At 68.0% G+C, this 19,096-nt stretch carries 21 protein-coding genes; 6 read left to right on the forward strand and 15 right to left on the reverse strand.

Going from position 1 to position 19,096, the window contains the following annotated elements; all coding sequences use genetic code 11:
* Window positions 1-31: 31 nt before the first annotated feature.
* From hscA to ACEN9Q_RS16770, 7 genes are all read right to left on the reverse strand, one after another.
* Window positions 32-1,936, reverse strand: coding sequence for a Fe-S protein assembly chaperone HscA (hscA, locus tag ACEN9Q_RS16740; protein ID WP_495625352.1), 1,905 nt, complete (start codon window positions 1,934-1,936; stop codon window positions 32-34).
* Between the two features lie 146 nt (window positions 1,937-2,082).
* Window positions 2,083-2,598: a Fe-S protein assembly co-chaperone HscB gene (gene hscB / locus ACEN9Q_RS16745; protein ID WP_495625353.1), complete on the reverse strand. Its 516-nt coding sequence runs from the start codon at window positions 2,596-2,598 to the stop codon at window positions 2,083-2,085.
* A gap of 16 nt (window positions 2,599-2,614) precedes the next feature.
* Window positions 2,615-2,938: an iron-sulfur cluster assembly protein IscA gene (gene iscA, locus ACEN9Q_RS16750; RefSeq protein ID WP_056442094.1), complete on the reverse strand. Its 324-nt coding sequence runs from the start codon at window positions 2,936-2,938 to the stop codon at window positions 2,615-2,617.
* A 198-nt stretch (window positions 2,939-3,136) separates the two neighbouring features.
* Window positions 3,137-3,538: a Fe-S cluster assembly scaffold IscU gene (gene iscU / locus ACEN9Q_RS16755; RefSeq protein ID WP_056442092.1), complete on the reverse strand. Its 402-nt coding sequence runs from the start codon at window positions 3,536-3,538 to the stop codon at window positions 3,137-3,139.
* A gap of 31 nt (window positions 3,539-3,569) precedes the next feature.
* Window positions 3,570-4,826 (reverse strand): IscS subfamily cysteine desulfurase, encoded by a 1,257-nt coding sequence (locus tag ACEN9Q_RS16760; RefSeq protein WP_056442090.1) that lies wholly within the window; start codon window positions 4,824-4,826, stop codon window positions 3,570-3,572.
* Window positions 4,826-5,323, reverse strand: coding sequence for a Fe-S cluster assembly transcriptional regulator IscR (gene iscR, locus ACEN9Q_RS16765; protein WP_056442087.1), 498 nt, complete (start codon window positions 5,321-5,323; stop codon window positions 4,826-4,828). The genes ACEN9Q_RS16760 and iscR overlap by 1 nt, the downstream gene beginning before the upstream one ends.
* A gap of 158 nt (window positions 5,324-5,481) precedes the next feature.
* Window positions 5,482-6,264 (reverse strand): uracil-DNA glycosylase family protein, encoded by a 783-nt coding sequence (locus ACEN9Q_RS16770; RefSeq protein WP_495625354.1) that lies wholly within the window; start codon window positions 6,262-6,264, stop codon window positions 5,482-5,484.
* A gap of 163 nt (window positions 6,265-6,427) precedes the next feature.
* On the opposite strand from ACEN9Q_RS16770, the gene ACEN9Q_RS16775 reads away from it, so the two are divergent.
* Window positions 6,428-6,886, forward strand: a complete 459-nt coding sequence (locus ACEN9Q_RS16775; protein ID WP_495625355.1) for a CBS domain-containing protein — start codon at window positions 6,428-6,430, stop codon at window positions 6,884-6,886.
* A 47-nt stretch (window positions 6,887-6,933) separates the two neighbouring features.
* Here the strand turns inward: ACEN9Q_RS16775 and maiA are convergent, their stop codons facing one another.
* Window positions 6,934-7,578: a maleylacetoacetate isomerase gene (gene maiA, locus ACEN9Q_RS16780; RefSeq protein WP_056442080.1), complete on the reverse strand. Its 645-nt coding sequence runs from the start codon at window positions 7,576-7,578 to the stop codon at window positions 6,934-6,936.
* Entirely contained in the window at window positions 7,575-8,600 is a 1,026-nt protein-coding gene (locus tag ACEN9Q_RS16785) for a fumarylacetoacetate hydrolase family protein (protein ID WP_495625356.1), read from the reverse strand. Before ACEN9Q_RS16785 ends, maiA begins: the two co-directional genes overlap by 4 nt.
* 116 nt (window positions 8,601-8,716) lie before the next feature.
* On the opposite strand from ACEN9Q_RS16785, the gene ACEN9Q_RS16790 reads away from it, so the two are divergent.
* The 4 genes from ACEN9Q_RS16790 to ACEN9Q_RS16805 all read left to right on the forward strand — a co-directional run bounded on the left by ACEN9Q_RS16790 (window position 8,717) and on the right by ACEN9Q_RS16805 (window position 12,500).
* Window positions 8,717-9,793, forward strand: coding sequence for a LysR family transcriptional regulator (locus ACEN9Q_RS16790; protein WP_495628961.1), 1,077 nt, complete (start codon window positions 8,717-8,719; stop codon window positions 9,791-9,793).
* Window positions 9,794-9,827: 34 nt separating this feature from the next.
* Window positions 9,828-10,400, forward strand: coding sequence for a gamma-glutamylcyclotransferase (locus ACEN9Q_RS16795; protein ID WP_056442075.1), 573 nt, complete (start codon window positions 9,828-9,830; stop codon window positions 10,398-10,400).
* Between the two features lie 83 nt (window positions 10,401-10,483).
* Window positions 10,484-11,032, forward strand: coding sequence for an ankyrin repeat domain-containing protein (locus tag ACEN9Q_RS16800; RefSeq protein WP_056442072.1), 549 nt, complete (start codon window positions 10,484-10,486; stop codon window positions 11,030-11,032).
* Between the two features lie 121 nt (window positions 11,033-11,153).
* Window positions 11,154-12,500 carry a deoxyguanosinetriphosphate triphosphohydrolase gene (locus ACEN9Q_RS16805; RefSeq protein WP_495625357.1) on the forward strand — a complete coding sequence of 449 codons (1,347 nt, stop codon included), beginning with the start codon at window positions 11,154-11,156 and terminating at the stop codon, window positions 12,498-12,500.
* A 13-nt stretch (window positions 12,501-12,513) separates the two neighbouring features.
* Here the strand turns inward: ACEN9Q_RS16805 and ACEN9Q_RS16810 are convergent, their stop codons facing one another.
* On the reverse strand, window positions 12,514-13,128 hold the full coding sequence (locus ACEN9Q_RS16810; protein WP_495625358.1) for an AAA family ATPase: 615 nt from the start codon (window positions 13,126-13,128) through the stop codon (window positions 12,514-12,516).
* 140 nt (window positions 13,129-13,268) lie between these two features.
* Between ACEN9Q_RS16810 and ACEN9Q_RS16815 the strand changes: the two genes are divergently transcribed.
* Window positions 13,269-13,811 carry a GNAT family N-acetyltransferase gene (locus ACEN9Q_RS16815; RefSeq protein WP_495625359.1) on the forward strand — a complete coding sequence of 181 codons (543 nt, stop codon included), beginning with the start codon at window positions 13,269-13,271 and terminating at the stop codon, window positions 13,809-13,811.
* On the opposite strand, the gene ACEN9Q_RS16820 is transcribed toward ACEN9Q_RS16815, so the two are convergent.
* The 5 genes from ACEN9Q_RS16820 to ACEN9Q_RS16840 form a co-directional block, all read right to left on the reverse strand.
* The gene (locus tag ACEN9Q_RS16820) at window positions 13,808-14,911 is read right to left on the reverse strand and encodes a PA0069 family radical SAM protein (protein WP_495628962.1); all 1,104 of its coding nucleotides are present in this window, start codon (window positions 14,909-14,911) and stop codon (window positions 13,808-13,810) included. The two genes, ACEN9Q_RS16815 and ACEN9Q_RS16820, sit on opposite strands and share 4 nt — an antisense overlap.
* 144 nt (window positions 14,912-15,055) lie before the next feature.
* Window positions 15,056-15,679, reverse strand: a complete 624-nt coding sequence (locus ACEN9Q_RS16825; RefSeq protein WP_495625360.1) for a tRNA-uridine aminocarboxypropyltransferase — start codon at window positions 15,677-15,679, stop codon at window positions 15,056-15,058.
* A 58-nt stretch (window positions 15,680-15,737) separates the two neighbouring features.
* Window positions 15,738-16,352 (reverse strand): NADPH-dependent FMN reductase, encoded by a 615-nt coding sequence (locus ACEN9Q_RS16830; RefSeq protein ID WP_495625361.1) that lies wholly within the window; start codon window positions 16,350-16,352, stop codon window positions 15,738-15,740.
* Between the two features lie 17 nt (window positions 16,353-16,369).
* Window positions 16,370-17,755, reverse strand: a complete 1,386-nt coding sequence (locus ACEN9Q_RS16835) for an efflux transporter outer membrane subunit (protein WP_495625362.1) — start codon at window positions 17,753-17,755, stop codon at window positions 16,370-16,372.
* A complete protein-coding gene (locus ACEN9Q_RS16840) occupies window positions 17,752-19,083 on the reverse strand; it encodes an HlyD family secretion protein (RefSeq protein WP_495625363.1) in 1,332 nt (443 codons plus the stop codon). The genes ACEN9Q_RS16835 and ACEN9Q_RS16840 overlap by 4 nt, the downstream gene beginning before the upstream one ends.
* Window positions 19,084-19,096 lie beyond the last annotated feature (13 nt).

The following is a 19,096-nucleotide window of genomic DNA, read 5'->3' on the forward strand; positions in this document are numbered from 1 at the left end:
CCCGTGCCCACCATGCATGCACGCGGCCGCGTTATACCTGATCGAGCGCTTTCCCGGCCAGCACCTTGCGCACGCTCTTGTCCATGCGCCGCGCGGCGAATTCCTCGGTGCCGTGCGCCAGCGCCTGCACGGCGTCGTGCAGCACGTTCTGGCGCGAATCGACCGCGACGTCCGCATCGTTCGAACGCTTCACCGCATCGCGCACGACCTGCACCAGTGCCGCGATCGCGTCCTGTTCTTCGGCGCTCAGCAGGTCGGCGTCCGTATCGAGCGCGGACTGCGTGGCCAGCAGGATGCGCTCGGCCTCGACCTGTTCCTCGCGCAGCGCGCGCGCGACCATGTCGACCTGCGCCGAGTTGTACGAATCCTGCAGCATGCGCGCCACCTCGTCGTCGCCGAGGCCGTACGACGGCTTGACGGTGATCGCCGCTTCCACGCCGGAGCGGGTTTCGCGCGCCGACACCGACAGCAGGCCGTCCGCGTCGACCTGGTACGTGACGCGGATGCGCGCCGCGCCGGCCGCCATCGGCGGGATGCCGCGCAGCTCGAAGCGCGCCAGCGAACGGCAGTCGGACACCAGCTCGCGCTCGCCCTGCACCACGTGCACGGCGAGGGCCGTCTGGCCATCCTTGAACGTCGTGAATTCCTGGGCGCGGGCGCACGGGATCGTCGAGTTGCGCGGGATGATCTTCTCGACCAGGCCGCCCATCGTCTCGATGCCGAGCGACAGCGGGATCACGTCCAGCAGCAGCCAGTCGTCGCCCGCCGCGCGGTTGCCCGCCAGGAGATTCGCCTGGATGGCGGCGCCCAGCGCGACGACCTTGTCCGGGTCGATGTTCGCATGCGGGATCGTCTTAAAGTAATCGCCGACGGCGCGGCGGATGTGCGGCATGCGCGTGGCGCCGCCGACGAGCACGACGCCGTCCACGTCCTCGACGGACACGCCGGCGTCGCGCATGGCCTTGCGCACCGCGTTCATCGTCTTCGCGACGAGCGGCTGGGTGATCTCGGCGAAGGTCTTCGCGCTGACGGTCACCTGCACCACTTCGCCCGATTTCAGGATCGCCTCGACCGTCGTCTCCTCGTTCGTCGACAGCAGTTCCTTGGCCTGGCGCGACTTGACCATCAAGGTCGCGGTGTCCATTTCGGACAGCGGCGCGAGGCCGGCCTGTTGCGTGATGTAGCAGAACAGGCGCTGGTCGAAGTCGTCGCCGCCCAGCGCGGAATCGCCGCCGGTCGACAGCACTTCGAACACGCCCTTGGAGAGCTTGAGGATCGAGATGTCGAACGTGCCGCCGCCCAGGTCGTACACGGCGAACACGCCTTCCTTGCCGTGGTCGAGGCCATACGCGATGGCGGCGGCGGTCGGCTCGGACAGCAGGCGCAGCACGTTCAGGCCGGCCAGCTGGGCCGCGTCCTTGGTCGCCTGGCGCTGGGCGTCGTCGAAATACGCGGGCACCGTGATGACGGCGCCGACCAGCTCATCGCCGAGGGCATCCTCGGCCGTCTGGCGCAACGTGGCCAGGATCTGCGCGGAGACTTCCACGGGCGACTTCACGCCGGCGACGGTTTTCAATTGGACCATCCCGTGACCGCCTTCGCGGCCGCCATCGACGAAATCGTATGGCAGGTTCTCGACGTGCGCGATGTCCTTCAGGCCGCGGCCCATGAAGCGCTTGACGGAGACGATGGTGTTCTTGGGATCGGTGGTGCGGGCCGCCATGGCCTTGTAGCCGATGTTGGCGTGGCCGTTCGGGAGGTAGCGCACGATCGATGGCAGCAGCGCGCGGCCGTCCTCGTCGGAGAGCACTTCCGGGATCGAATGGCGCACGGTCGCGACAAGGGAATTGGTGGTGCCCAGGTCGATGCCCACCGCCAGCCGGTGCTGGTGCGGCGCGGTCGACATGCCGGGTTCGGAGATCTGCAGTAGTGCCATGGTCGTGTTACCTAATCTTCTTGTTGGATACGGTCGCAAATTACGTAGGGTGGGCATCCAATGCCCACGCGGATGCCGACATGTTGCCGGCGTTCGCGTGGGCACAGGGTGCCCACCCTACCAAGCTCGTTCCGTTTATCGTCGTCTCAACTCTCCAGCGCCTCGAACGCGTAATGCAATTCGTCGCCGAATTTATCGAGGAACATCAGTGCCCGCACGCCCTGCGCCGCCTGCAGATAGTCCCCCGCGTCGAGCAGCTTGCCGACCTGCGCCAGGCGCTGCTTGCGCTCGCCGCGCACGCGCGTGTCCAGCGCGTCGAGGGCGCCGGCATCCTTCGCGGCGCGCGCGTCGGACAAGGCCTCGCGCAGCTCCATCTGCTCCATCAGGAAGTCCATCGGCATCGCCGTATTCGACTCGGTCTGCAGGTCGACGCCATTCAGCTCGCACAGGTAGCGCGCGCGCAGCATCGGATTCTTCAGCGTCTGGTAGGCCTCGTTGGCGCGCGTGGCCCATTGCATCGCGACGCGTTTTTCGGCGTCGCTCGCGTTCACGAAGCGGTCCGGATGGACGCGGCCCTGGACTTCGCGGTAAGCGGTATCCAGCGCGTCCATGTCGACGTCGAACCTGGCCGGCAGCTGGAACAGCTCGAAGTGGTTTTGCACGGTCCTGCGCTCCCGGTCAGATCCGGAAGCTTTCGCCGCAACCGCAATTGTCCTTGACGTTCGGGTTGTTGAAGCGGAAGCCCTCGTTCAGGCCTTCGCGGGCGAAATCGAGCTCGGTGCCGTCGATGTACGGCAGGCTCTTGGGATCGACAAACACTTTCACGCCGTGCGATTCGAAGACCGTGTCCTCGGTCGCCGCTTCGTCGACGTATTCCAGCTTGTAGGCCAGGCCGGAGCAGCCGGTGGTGCGCACGCCGAAACGCAGGCCCACGCCCTTGCCCCGACGCTCGAGGTAACGGTTGATGTGCTTTGCGGCTTTTTCGGTCAGGGTCACAGCCATTTCTGTTTCTCCAGCTTCGTGTGTTGCTATGTCATTTGGTGGGCTCGTTTCATTTGAGGCCCCCGGCCTCAAATGTCCACCCTACGATGATGGCCGTCGCCATTTTTGGTGGGCTCGTTTCATTTGAGGCCCCCGGCCTCAAATGCCCACCCTACGATTGTCGTGGCCGTAGGGTGGGCACCCCGTGCCCACGTGCGATCACGCGGCTTTGACTTCTTCGGCGCCGTGCTTCTGCTTGTAGTCGGCGACGGCCGCCTTGATGGCGTCTTCGGCCAGGATCGAGCAGTGGATCTTCACCGGCGGCAGCGCCAGTTCTTCGGCGATCTGCGTGTTCTTGATGGACAGCGCTTCGTCCAGCGACTTGCCCTTGACCCATTCGGTCACGAGCGAGCTCGATGCGATCGCCGAACCGCAGCCGTAGGTCTTGAATTTCGCGTCTTCGATGACCCCCGCTTCGTTGACCTTGATCTGCAGTTTCATCACGTCGCCGCAGGCCGGCGCGCCGACCATGCCGGTGCCGACGTCGTCGGAGTTCTTGTCGAACGAGCCGACGTTGCGCGGGTTTTCGTAGTGGTCGAGGACCTTGTCGGAATATGCCATGGTAGTACTCCTTCGTGTTCGGTTCGGTGAATTAGTGGGCGGCCCACTGGATCGAGTTCAGGTCGATGCCGTCCTTGTGCATTTCCCACAGCGGCGACAGTTCGCGCAGCTTGCCGACCTTGGACTTCAGCAGGTTGACGGCGAAGTCGATGTCTTCTTCGGTCGTGAAGCGGCCGATGGTGAAACGGATCGAGCTGTGTGCCAGTTCGTCGCTGCGGCCCAGGGCGCGCAGCACGTACGACGGTTCCAGGCTGGCCGACGTGCAGGCCGAACCGGACGACACGGCGATGTCCTTGATGGCCATGATCAGCGATTCGCCTTCGACGAAGTTGAACGACACGTTCAGGTTGTGCGGCACGCGGTGTTCCATGTCGCCGTTGATGTAGACCTCTTCGATCTCCGTCAGGCCCTTGGCCAGGCGGTCGCGCAGCGCTTTCACGCGCGCGGTCTCGGCATCCATCTCTTCGCGGGCGATGCGGAAGGCTTCGCCCATGCCGACGATCTGGTGCGTCGGCAGCGTGCCCGAACGCAGGCCGCGCTCGTGGCCGCCGCCGTGCATCTGCGCTTCAAGGCGCACGCGCGGCTTGCGGCGGACGTACAGCGCGCCGATGCCTTTCGGGCCATAGGTCTTGTGCGCCGTGAAGGTCATCAGGTCGACCTTGAGCTCTTCCAGGTTGATGTGCACCTTGCCGGTGGCCTGGGCGGCGTCGGAGTGGAAGATCACGCCCTTCTTGCGGCACAGTTCGCCGATTTCCTTGATCGGCTGGATCACGCCGATCTCGTTATTCACGAACATCACCGACACGAGGATCGTATCCGGACGGATCGCCGCTTCCAGCTGCTCCAGGGAGATCAGGCCGTTGTCCTGCGGTTCCAGGTAGGTCGCCTCGAAGCCCTGGCGTTCCAGTTCGCGCACGGTGTCGAGCACGGCCTTGTGCTCGGTCTTGACCGTGATGATGTGCTTGCCCTTCGACTTGTAGAAGTGCGCCGCGCCCTTGAGTGCGAGGTTGTTCGATTCGGTCGCGCCCGAGGTCCAGATGATCTCGCGCGGATCGGCGCCGACGAGTGCCGCGACCTGCGCGCGCGCTTCCTCGACGGCCGCCTCGGCGCTCCAGCCGTACGCGTGGCTGCGCGAGGCCGGGTTGCCGAACTGCTCGCGCAGGTACGGGATCATCTTGTCCGCCACGCGCGGGTCGATCGGCGTCGTGGCCGAATAATCCATGTAGATCGGGAAATGCGGCGCAGTCGCGAAGCTCTGCTCGATTTTTTTGTCCAAAGGCGCGTTCATCAGTTCACTCCAATATGCTTAGCTTCAGTATTTTCCGACGGCGCGGGGCGGTGCATCACCACGACGTTCTGTTCTTTCTGCTTCTGCTGGTCGACGAGGTCCTGCAGCGTGACGGAATCGAGGAAATCGACCATCTTGGCATTCAGCGTGGCCCACAGCTCGTGCGTCATGCAGCGGGTGCCGCTGGCAGCGTCGGCGCCGTGGCAGTTTTCCTTGCCGCCGCACTGGGTCGCATCGATCGGCTCGTCGACGGCGATGATGATGTCGGCGACGGTCACCTTGTCGGCAGTGCGCGCCAGGCTGTAGCCGCCGCCCGGGCCGCGCACCGACTCGACGATCTCGTGCCGGCGCAGCTTGCCGAACAACTGCTCCAGATAGGACAGCGAAATGGCCTGGCGCTGGCTGATGCCCGACAGCGTGACCGGACCATTGCCCTGGCGCAGGGCGAGATCGATCATCGCGGTAACAGCAAAACGGCCTTTGGTGGTCAGACGCATCACAACCCCGGTTGGTTTTCCAGACAGTGTTAAAATCTTGCTTCTCTTCAACCAGTCAAGCTTTCATCTGTCCCCAAGGACATTCGGAAAAGCCTGATTAGTTGATCGATTTAGTCAAGTATAGCGTATTTCGCCAGCCTTTGCTTGGCGCCCCCTTTTCAGCTGCGGCGCAGCAAATGCATCGGGCCGAACAGTTGCTGCATGCCCGCGTGACGAATGAACGACAGGTTGTACGGGTGCTCGGCGTGGATCTGCGGCAAGCCCGCCGTTTCCGGCACCTTGTTCAGCTGCTCGGCGATCTTGCCCCACAGGACCAGCGTCGGCTTGTCCGTCCGCGCCGCCAGCGCGGCGAACACGGCCCGCTGGAACGGCACCCAGGCGCGCGCTTCCTGCACCGGAGGCACGTGCTTGCGGAACACGAGGGCCGCATTCAACAGCAGGAAACCGTGGCCGAGCAGGTTGTCCTGCAGCTCGGCCAGTGTCCGGATCGCACCGTTCGCCTCGGCTGCCTTCGCGACGGGCGCCAGCGCCGCGCCGCCCGTGTCGTCCGGGCTCAGCTGGCCGTCGGCCACGAGCAGCATCTTCATGAAGTTGCGCAGCGACGTCGCGCGGTTGACGGGCTTCGACAGGCCCGTGTCCGACCACAGCGGCCCGACCGCGCCATCCATGAAGCACACGCCCGTCGCGCTTTCTTCGCGCGGATACGGGCCCTCTCCCACCAGCACGTAGCGCACGGCGGGCAGCGGCAGGGCGAACGCGGCGAACAGGCGGCCGGCCGTCGGCAGGTAATGGTCGTTCGCCAGATCCGGCAGGTAGGCGGGCGTGGCCCGCATCATCGCGTCGAGGCCGGCAATGAGATGCGGGCGCCAGGAAGCATCGGCGCGCTCCAGGGCAGCGGCGATGGTCGGGGGAACGGCGGCGGAATTGGCGTGGTCCGGCATGGCATCGATCACGGTTGAAAAGGGGCAGATTGTAGCCGAGCCGGGTTCGCACAAGTCCGTCATTTACGGGCTGTTCCGCAAGTCAACGTAGCGTCCGACATGCGCGAATGCGTGCATCATGCATCCCCGTTTAACGCCGTGTGAACGTATCGAGGAGGTTCAAATGCAGACGATTCAGGATGTGATGACCCGCGACGTGCAAAGCATTTCGCCGCAGGAAACCGTGCAGCGCGCCGCGCAGATGATGGATGAACTGAACGTGGGATCGATCCCCGTGCTGGACGGCCAGAGGCTGGTCGGCATGATCACCGACCGCGACATCACGGTCCGCTCGACCGCGGCCGGCCAGGCGCCGGGACAGACGCGCGTGGGCGACGTGATGAGCATCGACGTGCGCACCTGCGCGCCCGACCAGACGGTGGACGAGGTGCTGGGACAGATGGGCGACGTGCAGATCCGCCGCGTGCCCGTCGTCGACGCGGCGTCGCACGAGGTGGTCGGCATCGTCTCGCTGGGCGACATGGCGGCCAAGCATTCGGCCGGCATCGACCACACGCTGGAAGAAATCTCGACGCCGGCCGAGCCGGACCGCTCGACCACCGGGTCGCAGACGCGGCACTGACGTCGGCGGCGGACGGCGCGGCGGGTCGACCCGCCGCGCCGTCCGTCTTATTCCGCGTCCGGTTGGTGGGACGGATGCGCCGCCACGAAGGCCGGGATCTCCACGCAGGCCGCGTTGATGCGCGCGATGTTCGGATAGGCCGAGATGTCGACGCCCTGGCGCTGCGCATTGAACACCTGCGGCACGAGGAAGCAGTCGGCGATGGTCGGCAGATAGCCATGGCACAGCGGCCCCGCGCTGGGGTCGCGCGCCAGGTGTTTTTCCAGCACGTCGAGGCCGCCCAGCAGCCAGTGGCGGTACCACTGCGTCTTGACCTCTTCCGACAGGCCGAGGTCGTTCACGAGATAGCGCAGCACGCGCAGGTTGTTCACCGGATGGATGTCGCAGGCGACGATCTGCGCCAGCTCGCGCACGCGCGCACGCCCGGCGGCATCCTTGGGCAGCAGCGGCACCTCCGGGTACTCGTCCTCCAGGTACTCGAGGATCGCCATCGATTGCGTCAGCGTGATGTAGTCGTCCTGGAAGGTGGGGACGAGGCCGCTGGGATTCATCTTGACGTAGTTCGCCTGCAGCTGTTCGCCGCCGCCGCGCAGCAGGTGCACCGGAACCGCATCGTACTGGAGCCCCTTGAGGTTGAGCGCGATACGCACCCGGTACGCGGCAGAACTGCGGAAATAGGTATAGAGCTTCATTCCTTCCTCCCGTGATAGTGTGCAACCTCCTGGTCGATGGCGCCGAAGACACTGGCGCCGTCGGCATCGAACATCTCGATACGGACAGTATCGCCGAAGCGCAGGAACGGCGTGCTGGGCGCCCCGTGCTCGATCGTTTCGTACATACGCAGCTCGGCCAGGCAGCAATAACCCACGCCGCCGTTGGCGATGCTCGAGCCGTGCAGGCTGCCCTGCTTGTTCGACACCGTGCCCGAACCGATGATGGAACCGGCACCGAGCTCGCGCGTCCTGGCGGCGTGCGCGATCAGTTGCGCGAAGCTGAACGTCATGTCGTCGCCCGCGTTCGGACGGCCGAACGGCGCGTCGTTCAGCGTCACCTGCAACGGCAGGCACAGCTTGCTGTCGCGCCAGGCATCGCCGAGCTCGTCCGGTGTCACGGCCACCGGAGAGAACGCGCTGGCCGGCTTCGACTGGAAGAAGCCGAAGCCCTTTTCCAGTTCCTTGGGGATCAGGTTGCGCAGCGATACGTCGTTGACCAGCATGACGAGGCGGATGGCCTGCGCCGCCTTCTCGATGCTCGCGCCCATGGGCACGTCGCCGGTGACGACCGCCACTTCGGCTTCCAGGTCGACGCCCCACTCCTCGGACAGCACGGCGATCGGATCGCACGGGCCGACGAAGGAGTCCGAGCCGCCCTGGTACATCAACGGGTCCGTGTAGAACGACGGCGGCACCTGGGCGCCGCGCGCCTTGCGCACGAGTTCCACGTGGTTGATGTAGGCCGACCCGTCGGCCCACTGGAAGGCGCGCGGCAGCGGCGAGGCGCACTCTTCCTCGATGAAGGATTCCGCCCCGGCGGCGGTGCCGGCATTCAACTGGTCGTAGACCTGGAGCAGCCGCGGCGCGACGTGATCCCAGTCGTCCAGCGCCTGCTGCAGGGTGCGGGCGATCTTGGGGACGGCCTGGCAGGTGACCAGGTCGCGGCTGACGACGACGAGCGTACCGTCGCGGCCGCCCGACTTCAGGGTAGCGAGTTTCATGGCGTTTCCTTCAACGATTTAATGTTTCCGCCATTAAAAAGTAAAACGGACTATCATACAAACAATATTTTCCGCTCTATTTATCGGACTTTCTGATGAATCCCACCCTGCGCCAGATGCGCGCCTTCGTTGCCCTGGCAAAGACCGGTAACTTTACGCTTGCGGCGCAGTACATGCACGTTACACAGTCCGCTTTGTCCGGTTTGATCAAAGAGTTGGAACAAACTCTCGGCGTCCGTGTCGTCGACCGCAATACGCGGCGTATCGCACTGACCGAAACGGGAAACGAGCTGTACCCCCTATTCAGCCAGATGATCGACGACCTCGACCGTGCGCTTACGAACATTGCGGACCAGGCGCAACTGAGGAAAGGCATCGTGCGCGTGGCGGTGCCCCAGTTGATGGCCTGCACCCTGCTGCCGCAGGTGATCGCCGCGTGGCGCACGCGCTACCCGGACATCGGCATCAGCCTGTCCGATTCGCCGGTCGAGGCCGTGACGACGCGCGTGCTGTCCGGCGAGACGGATTTCGGCATCGGCCCGGAACGCGACGGCGCCCCGCAACTGGAGGCGCGCGAGCTGATGGAGATGCCGTTCGAAGCCGTCGTGCCGCACGATCACCCCCTGGCGAAGCACAGCCGGCTCGGGTGGAGCGACCTGGCCGCGCATCCGCTGATCTCGCTGCGCGGCCAGTTCACGGAGCGTCTGCTGGCGGACATGGCACGCAGGAACAGTGGGGGAAAAGTCGGTGGCCCCGGCACGGATGACGGCGTGCGTAATGACAGGAGCGATGCCGGACGCGACGGCCGCAGCGACGGCCGCAACAACGACGGCAGCGATGGCCGCAGCAACGGCCGAACCAACGGCCGCAGCGATGGCCGCAGCAACATCCGTACCGCCGATCTGCGCGACGTCGCCCTGCGGCCGGCCCACGAAGTCACGTACATGACCACCGCGCTGGCCATGGTCGCGTCCGGCCTCGGCGTGACGGTGTGCATGCCGTACGCCGCACCGCTCGTGCGGCTGCACGGCCTGCGCATGCTGCCGCTCGACGCGCCGGTATTGACGCGCCGTTTCTTCGTCTACACGCGCGAGCAGCGGTCGGTGTCGCCGGCGGCGGCCGCGTTCATCGCCTTCCTGTTCGACTGGGTCGGCGCGGCCGACAACCCCGCGGGCGCGCTGCGGCCGCGCTAGAATGCAGCTTCCACCACGCAACCTCCTGTCATCGATGTCCCACAACACCATCGCGATCAACCGGCGCATGGGCAAGTTCGACAACCACGCCAGCGTCTGGCTGTTCGGCTACGGCTCCCTCATCTTCAAGGCCGACTTCCCGTACCTCGAGCGGCGCCCCGCCAGCATCGAGGGCTGGACCCGGCGCTTCTGGCAAGGCTCGCACGACCACCGCGGCACGGAGGCGGCGCCGGGCCGCGTCGTGACCCTCGTGCCGGACGCCGCTGCGACCTGCCACGGCATGGCCTACCTCGTCACGCCCGAGGAATTCGCCCACCTCGATTACCGCGAAAAGAACGGCTACCTGCGCCTGGCGACCGACATCCGCTTCGAGGACGGCGGCAGCGCCGAAGGCCTCGTCTACATCGCCACGCACGAGAACGCGGCCTACCTCGGCCCGGCGAGTGAGCGCGACATTGCGCTGCAGATCGCCTCCGCGCGTGGCCCGAGCGGGCCGAACAGCGAATACCTGCTGGAACTGGCCAAGGCCCTGCGCGCACTCGGCAAGCCCGACCCGCATGTGTTTGAGATCGAGCGCCACCTGGAAGAGTTCCAGCGCCGGGTTTGATCCCGCACGAATCCATCGTTGCCGTGCGCGGCGCGGCGTTGTGTTCTAATCCTCTCGGGCCATATGCCCGTCAGGAGACCACGATGCAGGAGCCGCAGCAGCCACCGTCCCGCCCGCCGTCGGCCAGCGAACTCGACGAAGACACGCTGGCCTTCGTGCGCAAGGTCTTCCACTTCGCGCGCACCGGCGAGGCCGGGGAACTCGCGACCTTGCTGGACCAGCACTTGCCGCCCAACCTGCGCAACGAACGCGGCGACAGCCTTCTGATGCTGGCCTGCTACCACGGCCATGCGGACGCGGCCCGCGTGCTGCTGGAACACGGCGCCGATCCGGAACTCATGAACGACGCCGGCCAGACCCCGCTCGCCGGCGCCGCGTTCAAGGGCGACACGGCGATCGCGACCCTGCTGCTGGACCACGGCGCGGCGGTCGACAACGCGGGCCCGAACGGCAAGACGGCACTGATGTTCGCCGCCATGTTCAACCGCGTGGACATCGTCCGCCTGCTGCTGGCGCGCGGCGCCGACCCGTTCCGCCCGGACGCGGACGGGAATGCGCTCCTCGACGCGGCGCGCAGGATGGGCGCGGCCGACACGGCCGAACTGCTGGCGGCCGTGACCAGCGAGCGCTGACAGGCCGTTCGTTTGGCGGCACCGCCGGGTGCTGCCGGACGCGCCGCGCGCACGTCGCGGGCCGTCGCCATGCGCTACACTGGGCCGCCGGCCATCGCTGCCGGGCCTGAGATGACTGTTCATGGAGAAGTCGATGTCGATGGAATGGGAACGCCTGGTCTCGACGATGCGCCTGGGCCGCGAGGATGACGAGGGCGACGGCGGCAGCCGGACGGGCTATCTGCGCGACTGGGACCGGCTCGTGTATTCGAGCGCGTTCCGGCGCCTGCAGGACAAGACGCAGGTGTTCCCGCTGTCGGACAGCGATTACGTGCGCACGCGCCTCACCCACAGCATCGAGGTGTCGTCCGTCGGCCGTTCGCTGGGCATGCTGTGCGGCGAATTCATCAAGGAGCGCGCGCCGGCATTGTCGATGGCGCCGCAGGACTTCGGCAGCATCGTGGCCGCCGCCTGCCTCGCCCACGACATCGGCAATCCTCCGTTCGGCCATTCCGGCGAGGCCGCGATCCAGTCGTGGTTCGCCGAGCATGCCGATCGCTGGCTCGCCGGCCTGACCGAGCGCGAGCGCCAGGACTTCCTGCGCTTCGAGGGCAATGCCCAGGGCTTCCGCCTCGTGACGCGGCTGCAGAATGCCGTCGACCACGGCGGCTTCCAGCTGACCTATGCCGTGCTGGCCGCGTTCATGAAGTACCCGCGCGCCTCCGACCTGGCATCGGCGAAAGACAGGATCAGCGAAAAGAAATTCGGCTACTTCGCGGACGATGCCGCCACCGCGGAACGCATCGCCACGCGGGTCGGCCTCGTGCGCAAGGGGCCAGGCGCATGGGCGCGTCACCCGCTCGCGTTCGTGATGGAGGCCGCGGACGACATCTGCTACGGCATCGTCGACCTGGAAGACGGCCATCGCCTCGGCCGCGTCTCGTTCGACGAAGCGCACGGCCTGCTGTGGCCCATCGCCTTTCCCGATGGCGCAAGCGCGAGCCCATCCTATCGACAACTGGCCGACGACACGGGCCGCGTGGAATACCTGCGCGCCCGCGCCATCGGCCATCTCGTGGCGGCCGCGCTGGACGTGTTCCGCGCGCACTACGACGCGATCATGGATGGCCGCTTCGAACGGGATCTCGCCGGCGCGTCCCGCTTCGCGCCCGAGCTCAAGGCGATCGCCATGCTGTCGCGCGATCGCATCTACGCGACGCCCTCGGTGCTGCAGATCGAAGCGGCCGGCTTCGAGATCCTCGGCGGCCTGCTGGGCAAGATCGTGCCCGCGCTCGTCAAGCCGGAAACTGAGCGCTCGGCGGCCGACCGCAAGATCGCGCAGATCATTCCGCAACAATTCAGCCGCGGCGCCACGCCGTACGCGCGCCTGCTCGGCGCGACCGACTACATTTCCGGGATGACGGACAGCTTCGCGCTGAAGCTGTTCCGGCGCCTGCACGGGATCGAACTGCCGGGCACGATCGTCTAGGCGCGCCCCACGGTCAGCGCACGGCGCCGTCGAGCACGCGCCGCACCTGCCGTGCCCGCTCCTCCACGCTGCCGCGCACGACGGTGTACGGGATGCCGCGCGCAGCGAGATCCCGCAACACGAGTCGCTGGATGCGTCCGCGCCACGCCTCGTTCTCGCGCACGGCCTGTTCCTCGTACGGGATGTCGTCGGCGCAGACGAACGTGTGGGCATAGCGCGCCCGGCAATCGTCGGCACACCGCAGCAATTCGGCCGGCGGCGGGTCGCCGACCTGGTGGAACTCGATGCCCAGCAACAGCGTGGTCAGCGCATTCGTGTCGACGAACAGCCAGCGCCGCGCCTGCGCCATGGCCTCGTCCTCGGCCGCGCGGTGCTTGACGGCGATGTCGACATAATCGTCCGGCCCCAGCCGGCCCTGCTTTTCTTCCCAGATGAAGCGGCCGATCTCGGGCACGGCGACGGTATCGTAGGCGTGCGCCAGATAGTTGGACAACGTCGACTTTCCGGTCGACTCCGCGCCGACGAAGACGACACGCTGGACGTCGTTCGCCGCCCGGTCGTTCGCCGCCCTGTCGTTCGTCACCGTGCCGTTCGTTACCTTGTCCGTCGCACTGCCCTGCTCCACCATGTTCCCGCCTGCCGATCGCGCCAAAGAGCGCAATCGTAGCCGAGAGCATGCATCCTCACAACCCGGCGGCGTCGGCGCCGTGAGTCCAGTCCAGCACGTTATGATGTCGGCAACACAAACCAGCCCGCGCAGGCGCCGCCATGACACTGTCCCTTCACGCCGACGACTATCTGCTCCGTCCACTGGTCCCGACGGATGCCAAGGCGATGGCCGCGGCCGTCCGCGAATCGATGGCGAGCCTCGGCCCATGGATGCCCTGGGCCCATGCCGCCTACGACGAGGCCGATGCGCTGGCCTGGATCGCGGCCTGCGCCACCGCGCGTGCGGACGGCACCGCGCACGAGTTCGGCATCTTCCGCCGGGACGGCCACCACTACATCGGCGCGGCGGGCCTGAACCAGTTCAATCGTGCCCACCACCTCTGCAACCTCGGCTACTGGGTCCGCGCATCGGCCCGGCGTCAGGGCGCGGGGCTGGCAGCCATCCGTGCGCTGGCATGCTTCGCCTTCGACCGCCTCGGCCAGACGCGCGTCGAGATCGTCGTCGCCGACGGCAACCTGTCCAGCCTCGCCCTCGCCCTCAAGGCCGGCGCCATCCACGAATGCCTGGCGCGCAACCGCCTCGACCTGCACGAACGGCCCGTTGCGGCGCACGTGCTGTCGCTGGTGCCGGAGACGCTTTAAAACAAATCCATCTGCGCCGCCGCCGCGCTGGTCGGCCTGACGACCGTTTTCGGCACCACCAGCGGGCGCCGGAATTGCGACGGATCGCAGGTATTGAACCGGCTCATGCGGCCTTCAAGCCCCAGGCGCTTGACGGCCTTCGTGAAGCGCTGGCGGATCAGGTCGGCCCAGATGCCCTCGCCCGTCATGCGCTTGCTGAAATCGCTGTCGTAGTCCTTGCCGCCGCGCATGTCGCGGATGCGGTTCATCACGCGCTGGGCCCGGTCGGGGAAGTGGGCGTGCAGCCATTGCTGGAACAGCGGGTTCACTTCCCACGGCATGCGCAGCACCGTGTAGTGGGCGCCGACGGCCCCGGCGTCCTTCGCGGCTTCCAGGATGCGCTCGATTTCCGGCTCCGTGACGAACGGGATGATCGGCGCGACGCTCACGCTGACGGGGATGCCGGCCTCCGTCAGGGTGCGGATCGCGCGCAGGCGGCGCGCGGGCGCGGCCGCGCGCGGCTCGAGCGTGCGCGAGATCTCGCCGTCCAGCGTCGTCAGCGTGATGGCGGCGCAGGCCAGGCCTTTTTCGGCCATCGGTGCGATCAGGTCGATGTCGCGTTCGATCAGCGCCGACTTGGTGATCAGGCCGTACGGATGCTGGCATTCGGACAGCACTTCCAGCACCTCGCGCGTGAGGCGGCGCTCGCGCTCGCAGGGCTGGTACGCGTCCGTGTTGACGCCGATGGCGATGTTTTCCGGGACGTAGCCCGGACGCGCCAGCTCGCGCCGCAGCAGGTCGGCCGCGTTCACCTTGGCGAAGATGCGGCTTTCGAAATCGAGGCCCGGCGACAGGCCCAGATAGGCGTGCGTGGGCCGCGCGAAGCAGTAGATGCAGCCGTGCTCGCAGCCGCGGTACGGGTTCAGCGAGACGCTGAACGGGATGTCCGGCGACGTGTTGCGGCTGAGGATGGATTTCGCGATCTCGTCCGTGACGATCGTCTTGAGGGGCGCCGGCGCCTCGTCCCCGGAGCCCGGCACGGTCCAGCCGTCGTCGAAACGCTCGCGCCCGTTCACTTCGTAGCGGCCCTGGATGTTGGTGACGGCGCCGCGGCCTTTCATGGGCCCGTTGATGGGCACGACCTCGGCGGACTTTTGCGGGAACGGCAACACCACCTGGCTGACCGCCCGACTTGCGTTTGCTTTGACCCGATTCACACGGCGCTCCTTAAGTACTGTATGTTTATACAGTATAGTACGCCGATCTCAGGATGGGTTCAAGCGTGAAAAAAGAGCGGCTTGTTGTTGCACAAAACCGTCAAATGCCTGCAGCAGGGGCCGGTATGCGGCGGCGTCGCCCTCCAGCTGGGCCAGCGCCAGCGCGGCCGCTTCCAGCGTCGACAGCTGGTGCGCCGCGTGCGCCTTGCGAATCCGATAAGCCGACGCGGGCACGTCGTGCAGGGCGACGCGCGGCAGGCGCTGCAGCTCGGGATTCAGGTACAGCATCTTGCGGCTCTTGCGCCAGGTGGCGTCCAGCACGACGAGGCGCAGGCGCTCCGGCTGCGCCATCGATGCAGGATCGGGCACGGGTGCGGTCGCCTCGCCCGGCGTCTCCGGATACAGCAGCAGCGGCACGCGCCCGCCCTCGTGCAGCAGCGCGTGCAGCACCGCAGCATCGAACGCCTCGCCCACGTCGAGCCGGCTGCCGCCCAGGCACAGGTGCAGCAGGCGCGCGCTGTTCTTGGCGTTGCGCACCTCGAGCGGGTGTTGCAGGATCAACAGGTCGGCGCGGCTGGACAGCGGCCGCACCCAGTGGCAGATGCAGGCGCTCTGCGCGCGCAGGCAGGCGGCGCAGGTGGCGCGCCGCGGCGGTGATGGGAGATTCGTCATGGGCGGCGAGGATTGTAGCGCCAATCCCGCGCCGCCACGCCGCCGCGCCGTCACGCCATCACTGGCTGCCCATGCGCTGCCCCACGTGGGGCGCGTCGGCCGGCGCGGCCGGCGCATCCGGCCGCAGGCACTTGAGCGCGCGGCTCCACGCCACCACCTGGTCGAGCATGGCGTCGACAGCCTGCTCGTGATGCGCGGCCGGGTTGAACGTCTCGTAGTTCTCGAAGTCCGTGCGCAGCGACAGCATCACCTGCGCGCGCACGTCCGCGACCATCAGCTCGCCCATCACGAGGCGCAGGCTCTCGATGGCGCGCGATCCGCCCGCGCTGCCGTAGCCGACGAAGCCGGCGGCCTTGTTGTTCCATTCCTTGTACAGGAAATCGATCGCGTTCTTCAGCGCGCCGGACGTGCCGTGGTTGTACTCGGGCGTGACGAAGACATAACCGTCGAAGCCGGCGATGGCGGCGGCCCAGCCCTTCGTGTGCGGCTGCGCATACCGGCCCTGGGACGGCGGCACCGGCTCGTCCAGCAGCGGCAGGCCGAAGTCCTGGATGTCGACCAGTTCGAACACGGCGTCGGCGCGCATGCCGGCGATGTCCAGCACCCAGCGCGCCACGTCCGGCGCCTTGCGGCCGGGCCGGGTGCTCCCGACGATGATCCCGATCTTGATCATGCTCCCCTCCTTTGTGGTTATTTGACCGATTCTAGCGGTGCCCACCCGCCGCCCAGCGCGCGGTACAGGTCGACGTGGGCCTGCAGCCAGGCGGCGCGCAACTGCAGCACGCCGGTCTCGGCGCTGAACGCGTTGCGCTGGGCATCCAGTTCTTCCAGGTACGACGAATAGCCGTTGCGGTAGCGGTTGTGGGCGATGCGCAGGACTTCCTTCGTCGCCACCCGGCGCGCCTCGGCCTCGTCCAGCTGCTCGCGCAGGCGCTGCGCGGCGCTCAGGGCGTTCTCGGTGTCGGCGAAGGCGTTGCGCACGGCGGCCTCGTACGCGAACACGGCGCGGTCGCGCAGCGATGCCGAGATGTCGGCCTGGGCGCGCAGCCGGCCCGCGTCGAACAGCGGCGCGAGGACGCTGCCGCCCACGCTCCACAACGCGGTCGGCGACGACAGCAGCGTCGGCAGGTCGTGCGCGTACGCGCCCAGCGACGCGGTCAGCCGCAACGACGGCAGCATCTGGTCGCGCGCCGCCGCGAGGCTGGCGTCGGCCGCCGCGACCGCGCGCTCGGCCGAGGCGACGTCCGGCCGGCGCCGCAGCAGCTCGGACGGCAGGCCGGGCCGGATCGCCGGCGCGTTCAGGCTGGCCAGGTCCGCGCCCCGCCCGACCGGGCCGGGATTGGCGCCCGCGAGGACGTCGAGGGCGTTCTCCTGCTGCGTGATCGCCCGCTGCAGCTGGGGCACGACGGCGGCCGTCGCGCGGTATTCCGCCTCCGCCTGCGCCAGTTCGAGGCGCGAGCTGTAGCCCACTTCGAACTGCCGCCGCGCCAGGTCCAGCGAGCGTTGGCGCGACGCCAGCGTGGCGCGCGCGAGGGCCAGCTGGGCGTCCAGCCCGCGCAGGTTCAGGTAGCCGGATGCCGCGTTCGCCGCCACCGACAGCGCCGTCGCGTCGGCCGCCGCCTGCTGCGCCGCGTAATCCTGGCGCGCCGCCTCGGTCGCGGCGGCCAGGCGGCCGAACGGATCGAGTTCGTAGGCGGCCTGGAAGCTGCCCTGCATGGCGGTGGAATCGATGGGCGTGCCGAACGGGCCGATCGCGCGCGCCCGCACGGGCGAGAAACCGACCGAGAGCGTCGGTTCCTGGGCCGCATGCGCCGCCTGGATGCGCGCCCGGTATTCGCGCAGCCGCGCCTGCGCCGTGCGCACGTCGTTGTTGCGTTCGAGCGCCCGCGCCACGAGGCGGTCCAGCGCGGGATCGCCGAACGCGCGCCACCAGTCGCGTTCCACCGGCGCGCCGGGACCGACCTTGCCGCGCCACGCCGCCGGCACGACGAGCGTCGCTTGCGGCGGCGGCTGCACGGGGATGCGGCAGCCGGCCAGCAGCGCCGCGCAGGCGCCCAGCGCGAGGCGGCGCTTCATCGCGCCGGCTCCGGCGAGCGTGCGGCTGGCTCGGGCGTGCGCGTGGGCACGGGGGTGCCCACCCTACCGTTTTCCGGCTCCGGGGAGTGTGCGGCTGGTTCGGGCGTGCGCGTGGGCACAGGGGTGCCCACCCTACCGTTTTCCGGCTCCGGCGAACGTGCGGCGGGCGCCGGCGTGCGCGTCGGCACGGGGGTGCCCGCCCTGCCCGCGGCGCCGCCGTTGCCGGGCCCCGGCGGCACCCGGCCGCCGGCCTTCGTGTCGATGCTCGCCACCACCGACATCCCCGGCCGCAGGCGCGCGGCCAGCGCCTGGTCCGGGTCGATGCTGATGCGGACCGGGATCCGCTGGGCGATCTTGACGAAGTTGCCGGTCGCATTGTCCGGCACGATCACGGAGAATTCGGAGCCGGTCGCGGGCGAGATCTGCTCGACGTGCCCGCGCAGCCTGGCGTGGTTCAGCGCATCGACGGTGAACGTGACGGGCTGGCCCAGGCGCACGTCGGCCATCTGCGTTTCCTTCATGTTGGCGATGACCCACATCGTCGGCGGCACGAGCGCCGTCAGCTGCGCGCCCGCGTTGACGAACGCGCCCAGGCGCACGCCGACCTGCCCCAGCTGGCCGTCGCGCGGCGCCGTGATGCGGGTGTTGGCGAGGTCGATCTCGGCCAGCCGCACGGCCGCCTCGGCGTTCGCGACGGCCGCTTCCAGCGATGCGCGGTTGACGTCCACCGTGCGCAGGTTCTGGCGCGCGATCTCCAGCGCGGCGCGCGCCTGCTCGGTCGCGGCGACGGTCTGGGCGCGGGCGGCGCGGGCGGCGTCCCGCTCACGCGCCGACAGCGACCCGTCGGCCGCCAGTTCTTCGACCCGGCGCAGGTCGGCGTCGGCGCGCCGCGACTGGGCCGCGGCGTTGGCGACGGCGGCCTGGTTCTGCGCGATGGTGGCGCTGGCCGTCCGCCGGCTCTGCGCGAAGTTCGCGAGCGCGGCGCGCTGCGCCGCGAGCTGGGCCCGGGCCTGGTCGAGGCGCTGGCGGTAGATGCGGTCGTCGACGCGCATCAGGAGCTGGCCCTGGCGCACCATCTGGTAATCCTGCACGTCGACCTCGACGACGTAGCCGGACAGTTGCGGACTGATGATCGTCACCTGGCCGCGCACGAGGGCATTCTCCGTCGTCTGCAGCGCGCTGTGGAACGGCGGCAGGTTCCACGCGTACAGCACGATCAGGATGCCGATCAGGGCGATGAAGGCGAACAGCAGGCCGCTGGCGATGACGTTGCGGTTCGACTTCTGCTGCGTCGTCGTCGTGGTGGTCGTGGTGGTCGTTTCCGGCATGGCGATGGGCTCG

It is taken from the genome of Massilia sp. Masssp93 (genome assembly GCF_059491295.1).